Source organism: Paenibacillus sp. FSL M8-0142, assembly GCF_038597315.1.
Lineage (GTDB): Bacteria > Bacillota > Bacilli > Paenibacillales > Paenibacillaceae > Paenibacillus_AQ > Paenibacillus_AQ lactis.
In genome coordinates this window covers 2,595,698-2,609,172 of record NZ_CP152008.1, presented here as the reverse complement: position 1 = coordinate 2,609,172, position 13,475 = coordinate 2,595,698, and the positions used below count along the sequence as shown (strand labels likewise).

The 13,475-nt window shown below is 52.5% G+C and carries 10 protein-coding genes; 3 read left to right on the top strand and 7 right to left on the bottom strand.

Annotation, left to right across the window (positions count from 1 at the left end; all coding sequences use genetic code 11):
- Window positions 1-294: 294 nt before the first annotated feature.
- Together NSQ46_RS12385 and NSQ46_RS12380 are read right to left on the bottom strand one after the other, a co-directional pair.
- On the bottom strand, window positions 295-813 hold the full coding sequence (locus tag NSQ46_RS12385; RefSeq protein WP_007128518.1) for a GNAT family N-acetyltransferase: 519 nt from the start codon (window positions 811-813) through the stop codon (window positions 295-297).
- Between the two features lie 1,540 nt (window positions 814-2,353).
- Window positions 2,354-2,533: a small acid-soluble spore protein H gene (locus tag NSQ46_RS12380; RefSeq protein ID WP_007128519.1), complete on the bottom strand. Its 180-nt coding sequence runs from the start codon at window positions 2,531-2,533 to the stop codon at window positions 2,354-2,356.
- Window positions 2,534-2,713: 180 nt separating this feature from the next.
- Between NSQ46_RS12380 and NSQ46_RS12375 the strand changes: the two genes are divergently transcribed.
- The gene (locus NSQ46_RS12375) at window positions 2,714-4,558 is read left to right on the top strand and encodes a DUF2334 domain-containing protein (RefSeq protein ID WP_342576816.1); all 1,845 of its coding nucleotides are present in this window, start codon (window positions 2,714-2,716) and stop codon (window positions 4,556-4,558) included.
- Between the two features lie 127 nt (window positions 4,559-4,685).
- A complete protein-coding gene (locus tag NSQ46_RS12370) occupies window positions 4,686-5,345 on the top strand; it encodes a pentapeptide repeat-containing protein (protein WP_007128521.1) in 660 nt (219 codons plus the stop codon).
- A 257-nt stretch (window positions 5,346-5,602) separates the two neighbouring features.
- On the opposite strand, the gene NSQ46_RS12365 is transcribed toward NSQ46_RS12370, so the two are convergent.
- The 4 genes from NSQ46_RS12365 to NSQ46_RS12350 all read right to left on the bottom strand — a co-directional run bounded on the left by NSQ46_RS12365 (window position 5,603) and on the right by NSQ46_RS12350 (window position 9,891).
- A complete protein-coding gene (locus tag NSQ46_RS12365; protein WP_007128522.1) occupies window positions 5,603-6,709 on the bottom strand; it encodes a Gfo/Idh/MocA family oxidoreductase in 1,107 nt (368 codons plus the stop codon).
- Between the two features lie 23 nt (window positions 6,710-6,732).
- Window positions 6,733-7,464 (bottom strand): ThuA domain-containing protein, encoded by a 732-nt coding sequence (locus NSQ46_RS12360; protein ID WP_007128523.1) that lies wholly within the window; start codon window positions 7,462-7,464, stop codon window positions 6,733-6,735.
- Between the two features lie 195 nt (window positions 7,465-7,659).
- On the bottom strand, window positions 7,660-8,820 hold the full coding sequence (locus tag NSQ46_RS12355; protein WP_007128524.1) for a Gfo/Idh/MocA family oxidoreductase: 1,161 nt from the start codon (window positions 8,818-8,820) through the stop codon (window positions 7,660-7,662).
- Between the two features lie 24 nt (window positions 8,821-8,844).
- The gene (locus NSQ46_RS12350) at window positions 8,845-9,891 is read right to left on the bottom strand and encodes a LacI family DNA-binding transcriptional regulator (protein WP_040738151.1); all 1,047 of its coding nucleotides are present in this window, start codon (window positions 9,889-9,891) and stop codon (window positions 8,845-8,847) included.
- Between the two features lie 315 nt (window positions 9,892-10,206).
- On the opposite strand from NSQ46_RS12350, the gene NSQ46_RS12345 reads away from it, so the two are divergent.
- Window positions 10,207-11,460 (top strand): MFS transporter, encoded by a 1,254-nt coding sequence (locus NSQ46_RS12345; RefSeq protein ID WP_342576815.1) that lies wholly within the window; start codon window positions 10,207-10,209, stop codon window positions 11,458-11,460.
- Between the two features lie 139 nt (window positions 11,461-11,599).
- On the opposite strand, the gene NSQ46_RS12340 is transcribed toward NSQ46_RS12345, so the two are convergent.
- Window positions 11,600-13,363: a beta-galactosidase family protein gene (locus tag NSQ46_RS12340; protein WP_341033081.1), complete on the bottom strand. Its 1,764-nt coding sequence runs from the start codon at window positions 13,361-13,363 to the stop codon at window positions 11,600-11,602.
- Window positions 13,364-13,475: the final 112 nt, after the last annotated feature.

Sequence of the window (13,475 nt, the reverse complement as noted above, 5' to 3'; positions counted from 1 at the left end):
ATTAAGAGTAATCATGAAAAGAGTAACCGTGAAAAAAGTACCATGAAAAGAGTGACCGTGAAAATGACCGTGCAATGACCGTGTAGAGTGTATCCGTGAAAATGAAAAGAGTGGCCGTGAATAGAGAATCGTTAGTTGACCGTTCCATGGATAAAGCGCTCACTCGGCGCTAGATGACTCGATCCAAGGAGCATATTGACGTATCTTTCAACTCATTACCCCGTGGGGTATATCATCTATCTTATTGCATCCATGCTTAGATGTAAACACTCCGACATCGGGTCAGACCTTCCCTTACGGTAGCTGCTCGATAGAATCCCATTTTAAAGCAAATTCCGTATACGTCTTTCCGCCAATTTCGATCTCCTTCCGCTTGATTTCACGCCCGCCCATACGCTGATAGAATGCCAAAGCAGAATTTCCCTCAAGAACCCATACCATCAAGGAAGTAAATCCTTTGGAGCGCAAAAATTCCTTCATTCTTGCGAACAGTCGTCTCCCCCATCCCTGACCTTGAATCTCCTTCAGTAAATAGACCGCATAGACCTCGCCTTCATGCGGCAGCTTGTCCTCACGCTCCCTCCCATACGTCAGGAAGCCGTAGATGGTTCCCTGATCATCGGCAACAACCAAGAGCTCCTCGTCATCCCGAAGGTTGCCGATTTTCCAGCGCCATCTCTCCTCCCTTTCCGAGACCGACAGCGAATTCAGATACGCGTCTTCAACAATCCCCCGGTATGTCGTCTTCCAGCTGTTCACATGCACGCTTGCGATGCCTTCTGCATCGGCTTCAACTGCAGTTCTGATATACATTGAATTACCTCCCCATACTTAAGCAAGTCCCTTATTGGGACTTGCTGCGCTCCCGGAGCTCCTTTTGGCTCGCACAAGTAAGTCCCTTTTGGGGACTTGCTCCGCTCCTGGAGCTCCTTTTGGCCCGCACTAAGTCCCTTTTGGGGACTTGCTCCGCGCTTGAGCTCCCTTTGGCTCACACAAGTCCCTTTTAGGGACTTGCTCCGCGCTTGGAGCTCCTTTTGGCTCGCACAAGTCCCTTTTAGGGACTTGCTCCGCGCTTGGAGCTCCCTTTGGCTCACACAAGTCCCTTTTAGGGACTTGCTCCGCTCCTGGAGCTCCTTTTGGCCCGCACTAAGTCCCTTTTGGGGACTTGCTCCGCGCTTGAGCTCCTTTTGGCCCGCACTAAGTCCCTTTTGGAGACTTGCTCCGCTCCTGGAGCTCATTTTAGCTCACACAAGTCCCTTTCGGGGACTTGCTCGGCGCTTGGAGCTCCCTTTGGCCAGGACAAGTCCTTTTTTGGGACTTGCTCCGCTCCTGGAGCTCCTTTTGGTCCGCACAAGTCCCTTTTGGGGACTTGCTCCGCTCCTGGAGCTCTTTTTGGCCAGCACAAGTCCCTTTTTGGGACTTGCTCGGCTCTTGGAGCTCCCTTTGCCCGGACAAGTCCCTAAAGGAACATTCTCGAATGACTGCCATCATTCCTGTTCTTTCTTTTCAGAACATTCTATAGTAAACCGTTACATCTCTCAATTCTTCTATTGTCGAGTCTTCAAAAAGATTCATAGTCTGTAGGGATCCCCAACCTATTTTACAAAGCGTTTCATGTATACGGTACTATCTCCATCTCAGGTATGAGTCAGTCACAGACTACTTAAGTTACAAAGGCTCTATTCCAATCACGGTTTTCGATTTACGGTGATCAGGTTTGAGTTACGATACTATATTGAAATCACAGGTAACTGCTTTGAGTTACGGTGCTATTTTGAAATCACAGGTATCTGTTTTGAGTTACGGTACTATTTTGAAATTGCAGGTATCTTTTTTTGAGTTACAGAAATCCATTTATTTTGAGTTATAGACCTCTATAGCAATAGGTAGCTTTATAAGTTTGTGAATCTATACGGTATGAATCACTATGAGTCACTGAGAATGTTCTAGTTACAGAATCGTATAAGTAAAGAATCTTTTATATGTACAAGTATATTATTGAGTTACAAGTATTTTTTTGTGTTACAAGTATATTATTGAGTTACAAAGTATTTTTTTGTGTTACAAAGTAACGATAAAAGTTACGAGTTTTTATGCAATCACAGATATCGTGCAGATCATAGCTGTCTGCGTATATCGACATTTATGTGGTATCCCAGCTATCTGCGTGACAGTCAGCAATCGTGGATAACATAAAAATGTCGGTGCACGGTAGTCAAGTCCGGGCACCGACATCTTTTTGGTTGCTGCATTTCTTTAACGAGGCAGCTCCTCCATCGAGTATGCAGTCCTGATAATTTATAAACTTCGCGCTTGAAAACGCTGCTGCTCTCCTGGTTGCGAAGCCTCACAGCTATTGCTCGATCAACAGATCCAACGGAACCTCCTGCTCATTCTCCGGCTGATCGAGCGGGAATACGCGGGCGGTCTCACGATCCTCGTCCACATGCTGGATATAGATCGGGGTTCCGTTGAGCAGCACATTCGCCATGACCGGCGAAGCGGCAATTTCCTGGGCACGGTGTATATTCATGCTTGTACCTCCATATCAAGATTGGCAATACTTAGTATTCTTCAATTCTCCTTGATTATTCTCAAAGTTATCTACAGCATTCCCGTAGCATTCTCCGTTATAAGGGACCAATGGCGCCAGCCCATGTGCTGCATACATATATTTAAGATGAACTCACTTTAAAACAAAGGAGTCTGCTCCATGTCAAAAGCATTAGTCCGGCTTGAGGACATCAGCCCCGGCGGATGGTACGAAGCGGAAGAACAGCAAGCCAAGCTGCTCGTGATTGCAAACGAGCTTCACACCCAATCCATACCGTTCCATCTTGCCGTCATTCCTCGGTATATCGACCCGGCCCGAGGGATCGACAGGTCGTTGACCGATCCTGACGACCCCGTATCCGTCCGTTTCCTCCGTCTCCTTCATAAAATGGTGCATTTTGGCGCATCATTCGGAGTACATGGATATACCCACCAATATGCGAATGCCACCACCGGGGACGGGTTCGAATTCGCCTATGACGGCTGCTTGCAGGACTGCCCTCCGGACGATGCCCCTTTCGCCGCCAGCTCACGCCGTGAACTGACCCGATCCTATGCTTACCGGCGTTTGAAGCTCGCCCGGAGCTTAATGGAGCAGGCCGGGCTTACTGCGGTCTGGTTCGAAACGCCGCATTATACAGTTTCTCCGGCGCAGCGGCGAATTCTTGAAAGCTGCTGTGGACTGATGTACGAAACTCCTCCTCATGCACCAAGCCTAAATGCCGCAGCCCTTTTCAGCCCATCTGGACATAGCTTGAGTAACGGAACCTATTACGTGCCCACCCCGCTATACTATGTGGCGGGTGACAACATCGAGGGGGATGTCCGGCGGATCCAGCAAACGGTGCGGGAGCTTCCGCTAACCGAGCTGGCTTCATTCTTTTACCATCCCTATCTAGAGTTTCCTTATATAGAGCTTCAAGTAGACGGCACCGCTCAATATGATCCGTCCTCCCCGTTAAAAAGAATTATAAGCGCGATCAAGAGCACTGGCCGCACATTTGTCTCTGTAACCTCCTTCATGCCCTTTATCCCGGACTTCAGGGAGAGCAGTCTTCCTTGGAGTAACGGCGACCGGGTCCATGCGATTGCAGGCCGTCCCGGCTCACAAGCCCGCCAAGAAGCGGCATTGCTTATCCGCAAGCTTGATTCCGACACTTGGTACCGTGCTTCGCTAAACGCCAACAGCTTGATTAAAATCGATAATGGCCTCTGCAGCATGCGGCCTATTCTGGCTGGCTGGCCCGATCGTGCCGGCGGCAAGGAAATGGTGGGGGATTTCAACGGTGACGGCATCGATGATATTACTGTGTGGTATTCTCAGCTCGGGCAATGTCATGTAGCACTCGGTACGGCCGAAGGCGGCATGCATCCATCTGGAGTATGGCTTCATTCGCCGGATTATGCGGATTGGGATGCACACACCGGCGACTTTAACGGAAATGGACGGGACGATTTGCTGTTATGGAACCGTGCCTCAGGCCTAGTCGCTCTTGCCTTTTCGGACCTGCACGGTTTTAGACAACCTTTGCTTCAAACGGAGCGGATCCAATATGATCCCGGAACAACCCCGACTCTAGACATCGGCGACGTAAACGGCGACGGGCTGGATGACCTCGTCCTGTGGCATCCATCCAGCGGAATCTTCGAGGTTTGGGTTAGCCAAGGAGGTCGCTTCAACTATGAGGGAGTTTGGTTTAGAACGGATGCATCCCAGCTCGACAGCATCACGTCGTTTCGTGTAACGGATATGGATGGGGACGGGTGTGATGACCTGTTGCTCATGGATCGGGTCCAGGGATATTGGTACATTATGTACAGCAGCGGAAAAACATTCGGACCGGAGGCTAGTCGGTTTGGGCCATGGCTTCCGGGGAAGGAAATCCTCCCGCTGACTTTGGATCTTGCCGGCTCCGGCCGGGCGAGCTTGCTCGCCTGGTCTCCGGATCAGTCTGGCGGAATCCTCGATGTTGCGATCAACACGCTGGACCGGACAAGAATTTAAGGACATGGTATACTGCATTTGCCAAAGGAATTTTAACTTCATCACATTCCATAGATCGAGACTTTCATAGAAGCCGTCATGGATTTCATCAACCTTTGGCTCTAATACCTTATGTGGAGGAAGTACCATGTCCCATGCAGAAGCGCCACCCTTAAAGATTATCAAGCCCAAACTCCCGAGACAGCTTGAGCCAATCCGACTGTCCGATGCAGGGATTGATGACGAAGCATCTTTCCAGCAGTTCTCCTGCAAGGACGAGACGCTCTCCGATATTACGGCACATAAAGTGCTATTCGATCGAATGACGTTTGATAGTGTGGCCTTCGAACGGGCTTCGCTTCGGCACGCCGAGCTCACCGATATCGTATTTCGGCAATGCGATCTATCCAACGTCGATTTCAGCGAAGCCATCCTGCATCGCGTAGAGTTCCATCATTGTAAGCTGATAGGCATCGATCTGGCGGCAGCCACCATTCGAAACGTCCGGTTCGAGCAGTGCGCAGGCGATTATGCCACCTTTCGATTTGCCAATATGAAGGGCGTATCCTTTCAGTCGACGACGCTGATCCAATCGGATTTTTATCATTCGGAGCTTTCGAAGGTGGAATTTGCCGAATGCCAGATCGATAAGACGCAGTTCTCCGGGACGAAGCTTGCCGGTATCGATCTGAGCCGGACGGATTTCCATAATTTAGGCGTTACGCTGGAGGACCTTCAGGGCTGCATCATATCCCCTGCGCAGGCTATTTTGTTTACCAGAATCTTCGGCCTTGTCGTCAAGGAATAGATTCCGGTACACAGCTTCACGAAGCTTAGAGGACTTTAGCAGATTCATAAAACGGAGATCACCGAGCTGCTTTACCAAGCACAAAGTCTTCATGAACCGCGGGAGTAACGTGGGAGTCAAGTTCTGGGAGTCACTTTAGTTCTAGGCCGAAAAAGGGCCCCTTGCGAAGTGTCATCAGACCTTCGCCAGAGGAGCCCCTTGTTTAAGCATTATTCATCATGATTCAAAATACTAAATTACGCTTATAAAATTCGCTTCTATTGATCCAACGTGTATAACGGCAGATCGAGCGGAAGCGGCGCCGGCATTTCGCAAGTGCTCTTCATCTCGTACTGCTTGCCCGAATCGGAGGAATCATGGAATGCCCACATGGCTTCCAGCACGTGATAAGCCAATTCGCCGCTTGCGCGGTGGGATCGTCCGTTTCGGATGGCGTACGCCATGTCCGCAGGTCCGATGCCTCTTGTGTTCTGATCGTAACCCGGCAGAAGCGGCTCCTCGGTCCATTCGCTTTCTCCGGTCAAGCGGTATTTCACGGAACCGCCGAACGTATTCGGGTCCGGTACAAGCATTGTTCCTTGGGTGCCGTAAATTTCGATATTCGGAAGCGTGCTGCCGCCGAACACGTCAAAGCTGGTAATGAGCGTCCCGATGGCGCCGTTATCGAACCGGAGCAGTCCGGCCACATGCGTCGGAATGTCCACCTGAATCTTCTGCCCATACTTCTTCTCGCTCGTAATAGTCCGCTCGGTCAATGCTTTGCCAGTCATGCCGCTGACGCTGCGAATCGGGCCGAGGAGCTGAACAAGCGCCGTCAAATAGTATGGTCCCATATCAAACATCGGTCCTCCGCCTGCGGCATAATAAAATTCAGGGTCCGGATGCCAAAATTCGTGTCCCCGGCTCATCATAAATGCCGTAGCCGCGATCGGCGTGCCGATCTTGCCGTCCCTGACGAGCTTTAATGCCGTCTGGATCCCCGCTCCGAGGAAGGTCTCCGGGGCACAGCCGACCAGCAGCCCCTTCTCTCTCGCAGTCTCCAGCACGACCAGCCCTTCCTCCCGGGTGACGGCCAAGGGCTTTTCCACGTATACATGCTTCCCGGCTTGCAGCGCATCGAGCGTTATCTTGGCATGCAGCGCCGGAATGGTGAGATTGATGACAATTTCGATTTCGGGGTCGGCCAACAGCTCTTCCGTCGTGTATACGTGGGGGATGCCGTAATGGGCAGCCTGCTCCTCTGCGCGGGAACGGTCAATATCCGAGCATGCCTTCAGCTCCAGAATATCGAATTTTTGACAGTTTTCCATATAGATGCCGCTGATTTTTCCGCAGCCAATGATCCCTGCTTTAACCTTGTTCATGACTTCGTCTCCTTTTGTGCAGCCTACTGGCTGTCTCCCATCCCGGTATACCCTTGCTCGCCGTTGAACAGCTTGAGATCGCCGCCGCCGTACAAGGTCTTGCCTTCAGCCGCCCATAGCAGGCCCCTGCGCATCAATTCCTTGACCTGCGGCATATCCACGATATCCGCATGATGTCCCAAGGAGTTGTAGTACACGCGACCGTATCCCCATCGCTTGGTCCAGACAACCGGCATGTCAACAGCCTTGTTCAGCACATGCGGTCCGGATACGACCGGAAAACGGGTCGTCGCCAGCACTTCAACCGCCGGATCGACATGCAGATAGTATTGTTCGGATACCACCGTGAAGTCCTGAATGCCTTCAACCAGCGGGCTGGAGCTTTGCTTGATTTCTACCAGATATTCAACGCCGTCGTTGCCGGGGTGCGCGACCCACTGGCCGCCGGTCATAAACTGCCAATCGACATTGTTACGGAACGAGTCGCACATTCCGCCGTGGCATCCGGCGATGCCGGTTCCTCCTTGCACCGCTTCGGATACATTCGCAACCTGCTCCTTGGATATGTCGCCCATCGTCCATACCGGGACGATCAGATCCAATTCTTTCAGCTTCTCTCCGTCGTTGAACGCATCCAAGGTATCTGAAACCTCAACGTCAAACTTCGCCTCGCGCAGCAGTCCGGCGAAGATGCCTGCCACCTGCTCCGGCTCATGGCCATCCCATCCGCCCCATACGATTAATGCCTTTTTCATACTCCGCACTTCCTTTATATGATCTGTATAATAAAAGCTCGATAACGTCCGGTTCAAAGTCTTCGTTCGGCTAACGCTCTCACGCTCTCGCGCATCCGCTTCCACCGGCTGCCGTCACAATGATACCTCTAACATCGCAATCTCAATTACACCACACGCTTTCGCGAGTCACCGAATTCTTCTGTATGGTCTTGCTTACATCTCCGACAGTGACACCCACCGGCGTTCTTCAATGGACTTATCCACGGCTTCCAGAACAGCTTGGCACTTCACGCCGTCCTCAAAGCTAGGGACAGGCTGTCTGCCTTCCGCAATCGCTTGGGACAGCTCCAGGACTTCATGGATGAAGGTATGCTCGAAACCGATCGTATGCCCCGGCGGCCACCAAGCCTCCATATAATCATGGACAGGGTCCGTTGCAAGCACCCGCCGGAAGCCCTGTACATCCTCCTCGTCGGATGTGAAATAAACCTCCAGCTCGTTCATCCGTTCAAAATCGAATTTGACGCTGCCCAGGCTTCCGTTGATTTCGAAGGCGTTCGTACTGCGATGGCCTGCAGCAAAACGCGTGGCCTCGAAGCTGCCAAGGGCGCCGTTCTCAAACCGGGTCAGGAACAACGTAGCGTCGTCCACCGTCACCTTGCCTTTAGGCCCATCCCCGCTGCCTTTGGCGCTCAGCCCCGTCATCTCGCTGGCAATCGGACGCTCCTTGATGAAGGTCTCGCTCATCCCAATAACCTCCTGCATGTCGCCGACCAGATAATGAGCCAGGTCGATCAGATGGGCGCCGAGATCGCCATGGGAGCCTGAGCCGGCCACTTCCTTCTGCAGCCGCCATACGAGCGGGAACTGCGGATCCATGATCCAGTCCTGCAGAAACCATGCGCGGAAATGATAGATTTGTCCGAGTCTGCCGCTGTCAACCAGCTTCTTCGCAAGCCGGACCGCCGGCGAGAACCGGTAGTTGAACCCGACCATGTGCCGGACGCCTGCGTCCTCGGCTGCCTGAAGCATTTCTCTTGCGTCGGCGAGCGTTAACGCCAGGGGCTTTTCGCAGAAAATATGCTTGCCGGCCTTCGCAGCCGCAATCGCAATTTCTTTATGGGCATCGCTAGGAGCATTGATATCAATCAGATCGATGTCCTCCCGCTGGATCAGCTCGCGCCAATCGGTAATGCTTTCATTCCATCCAAGCTGATCCGCCGCCTCCTGAACCGCCGAAGCATTGCGGCCGCAGATCGCCTTCATTTCCGGCTTCAGGGCATTCGGGAAAAACATCGGAAGGCTCCGGTACGCGTTGCTGTGCGCCTTGCCCATAAATTTGTAGCCAATCATTCCGACTCGCAGTTGATTCATTGTTCATTCCTCCTTTGTTATTCATTACTTTCGTTTCAACGATGAAGCACGGATAACCAGACGGGTAGGCAGTTTCCGGTGAAGCGGGATACGGCTCACAGCGGAAGACGGCGTTTGCTCCAGCATGCCGAGAACATGCTCAGCGGCCAAGCAGCCCAGTTCATAGAAGGGAACCCTTACACTCGTTAACGGCGGGGCTCCGAGCTCGGCGGCATCCGAATCATCATAGCCGACGAAGGCTGGCATCTCCTCCTCCGGGACACCCATCGAGCGCAGGCCCTGCTGAAGCCCGATCGCCATCCGGTCATTCGCCGCAAATACGGCGTCGATGCCCTTCAAACGGGCAGCAACCTTCTCCGCTGCTGCAAATCCGCTTTTCCGGCTGAAGTTACCTTCGAACAGCAGCGATTCATCAAGCTCGATTCCCGCCTCTTCCAATGCCCGGCAGTACCCGGACATACGATCCCGGCTGTTGGAATATTCCGGAGGGCCGTTGAGAAAGGCGATCCTCCGAAAGCCCTGCTCAATAAGATGTTTCACGGCTTCGTAGCTGCCCTCCACATGATCGGCGTCCATCACGTGAAAGCTCTCCCCTTCAAAGTGCTGATTAATCAAGCAATAGGGGTGTCTTCCTTCGCTCAGCTGCCGGATAGCCGCTCGTTCGCCCTCCTCGTCCTTGGCTCCAAGGATGATGCAGGCGTCGACCTTCTGAGTCCGGAACAAATTCAAATAGTCCATGGTGCCGCCCGGTTCGCGAAACAGCATCAATAAATCATATTTGCCCTCCAGCGCTTTACTGCCAATGCCGCTTAAAATTTCCGAGAAATAATACGCGGAGAAGATCCGTGCTTTCGGCAGATACGGCATGACAACGCCGAGGTTGCCGCTCCGGCGGCGCGCAAAGCTTTGGGCCAGCGCGTTCGGGGTATATCCGAGCCGTTCTGCGGCTTCCATCACCCGCTGCCGGGTCTCCTCCCGGATCGGACCAACCCCGTTTAATACCCGGGATACGGTGGCTTCCGATACACCGGCAAGCTGTGCGACTTCCTTACGACTAGCGATAATCACCATGCCTCCTGCAATTTTATGTACGCGCGTACATTTTCTCATGGAGTCCAGCCGATGTCAACAGATACATGGCCTATTGTTCCTGATTTCTTCTTGTTTCAGTTGTATATCCGGCATTGACGTTATAAACTTTATGAGTTCTTTCTTTTTAAGCTCGGCCGGATGTTTGTCCAAATGTTGTATAATGGACGGGCTGGACGCAGAACCCCAACTCAATATGAAAGAGAAAGCTGCACGATTATTACTTGGGAAGATGTCGGGGTGACGCCAATCATGCTATTTAGCTAACATATGAACATAAAGGATAGGGGATTACGAATGAACACTCAACTGCAAACAACCGTAAGCAACCCGCAGAAAAAAAGCTACATTCTCCATTTGGCAACGATCTTCCTTGGCTTTATCATTTTTGGAATTTCGGAAAATATTAAAGGACCGGCCCTTCCCCGGATTCAGCTGGATTTTCGGCTGGATGAAATGCAGATCGGCACCTTGCTGTCGCTCAATGCGCTCGGTTATTTGATCGCCTGCTCATTTACGGCCATCCTGACCCGCAAGATCGGCATCAAATGGGTGAGCATGCTTGCCTTTGGTTCGATGGCGGTCTCAGGCATTTTCATCTTCCTGTCCCACAGCTACCCGATGTTCACTGCTTCGTACTTCCTGATGTACATCGGGAACGGGATGCTGGAGATTGGCCTCGCCATTCTGGCTGCAAGAATATTCGTCCGGAATACGGGAACGATGATGAACCTGTCGCATTTTTTCTATGGCATCAGCTCTACCGTCGCTCCGATGCTCGCCTCGGGATTGATGACCGTCACCGTTCTCGGCTACACCATTGATTGGCGGGGCATGTATTTGGCGATGCTGATGCTCTCCGTACTGCCGATGATCCCTGCGCTGATGAGCAAATTTCCGGGCGACGATCATCCTGAATCCGAGCGGACGCCTCTGAAGCAGTTAATCAAGGATCGGGCGCTGTGGCTGATCGTCATCATCCTGTCCTTCGGCGTCGTATCGGAAATGGCAGTCGGCGGCTGGCTCGTTAATTTTCTTGAAAAATCGTACAACTGGGATCCGGCTGCGGCAGCCGGCATGCTATCCGCATTTTTCCTGTGCTTCTCCGCGGCGCGCCTGCTGCTAGGGCCGATTACGGACCGGATCGGATTCACCTTGTCGATTATCATCCTCTCGGGATTCACGGGCATCTGCACCTTTATCGCCATTTTCGGCGGGGAATCCTATGCCTTTCTATTCGCAGCGGCAGGAATCGGCATCGCTCCGATTTATCCGACGGTTATGGCCCTGATTGCCAAGCGATACCCGAAGGAGAGCGATACGGCGATTACCTTCACGGTCACGATGATGGGCATCGGCAGCGTAATCGGCAACTACGCCATCGGAGCCATCACGAGCGGCTTCAAACAATTGTACGGCAGCGGAACCGAACTGGGGCTGCTGCGGGGTCTTCAGGCCGGTTACGGTTTTATCGGCTTATGCGCCCTGATATGCTCGCTGTTCGGCATTGTGCTGTACCGATACTTGAAGAACCGTAAGCAGCTGGTTTAAACAGGCTTTCACCGCCGAGTTATCGCCCCATGCCGGGCGCACACAAGAAAGAGGACGTCCACCAGGGGACATCCTCTTTTTTTTCGATTGACCGTTTCATGGCATTACGCGTAAGCTCCTGCTGCCATTTCCGCTCGTATTAGCCCAAATCCGGCTTGTCGACCAGTTCGATGCTTGCCTTATCCGTGTGATGCAGCTCGAATACGATGACTTCATTGCTTCCCTTCTTCAGCAGCGGACCGGGCAGATAAAGCGTCGCTTGAGGTCCCTGCTCCCAGTATCGCCCAAGATTGAACCCGTTGATCCAGACGACGCCCTTCACCCAGCCGTCCAGTCGAACGAACGTGTCCATCCGATCTTCCACATGGAATTCTCCCTTATAAAATGCCGGACGGTCCTTCCGCCCTGCATTAGGCGCCGGCAACGGCCCGAATGGCACTGCCTCCAGATGATCCATCGGCAGGCAGGAAATGCTCCAATCGTACAGAAACTGGTTATTCATCCGCACGCCTTCGGTAATCCCTTTGTAATCCTTCAAGCGGGGACCATAATTGACGCGTCCCATGTTCTCCACAACGATGTCCAGCTTGGCGCCTGCTGCTGGAATGTCCAAAGGAATAGGCGCATTATTCCAGCGTTCCACGGTCCCCTGGTATACGCCATCGAGAAACACCTGGGCTCGGTCATGCACTTCTTGCAGATGCAGGGATTCGCCTTGCCGCGGACCGGAAATTTTTGTGGAGTATACGATAAAACCGTAGTTTTGACCAAGCAGCTCCATCGGCACCGGTGTTCGGTGCTTCTCGCTGGAGGCCAATACCGGCAAATTCTCGAGCAGATCGGCATAGGAAGTCATGCTGACCGTCCCGTATGCCTTCTTCCGCACCGGATCAGGCAGCGCCGGCAAGTCCCCGAGCTCCACACCTTGGTGCTTTGCAATCACCTGCCGGACCGCCTCATACTTCGTTGTAACATCGCCGCACTCCGATAGAGGCGCATCATAATCATAGCTTGTAATGGTCGGCTCGTATTTGTCATGATAATTCGCGCCATTGTAAAATCCGAAATTCGTCCCGCCATGGAACATGTAAAAATTAACGGATGCGCCAAGGGCCAGCATTTCGGCAAACACGGACGCTGCGTCCTCCGAATCCCGCGTATGGTGCGGCTTCATCCAATGATCAAACCAGCCGTTCCAATACTCCATGCACATCAGCGGATCTTCGGACCGGTACTCCCGCAGCTTGGCGAACGCTTCGGAGGGCCTGGATCCGAAATTGACGGTGGCCGTTACACCCGGAACGGTTCCTCCCTGCAGCATGCCGTCAGTTGGACCGTCCGAAGTGAACAGCAGCACATCCACGCCCCTTGCGATCAATGCCTCCTGAAGATACTGCAAGTATGCCGTATCATTGCCATAGCTGCCGTATTCATTCTCGATTTGGACGGCAATGATCGGCCCGCCGTTCGTGGACAAGAGCGGCACCAGACGCGGGATTAACTCGTCATAATAGGCATCGACCTTCTTCAGGAACTTCGGATCCAGGCAGCGAAGCTGCATATGCGGATCCTGCAGCAGCCATGCCGGCAGCCCGCCGAATTCCCACTCTGCGCAGATGTAGGGGCTCGGTCTGACGATAACGTGCAGCCCCAGCTTCCCCGCAAGCGTGATGAAGGCTTCGATATCCGCCATGCCGGAGAAATTGAACCTTCCTTCATCCGGCTCATGCCAATTCCATGGTATATAAGTCTCGACCGTATTCAAGCCGCATGCTTTCAGCTTCAGCAGCCGATCCTCCCAATATTCAGGCACAACACGGAAGTAATGAATCGCGCCCGATAAGATTTGAATCGCCTCCTCGCCAAGAACAAACTGCTGGTTAACCGCTTTCAATTGTGTCATGGAAACATCCCCTCCGTTTTCCGATACATGATTCTACATACGTATCATCTATGAAAAGAACGGCTCACTCAATCTCCAAATGGAGCATCTTCTATACCATTTGTGCCATTTT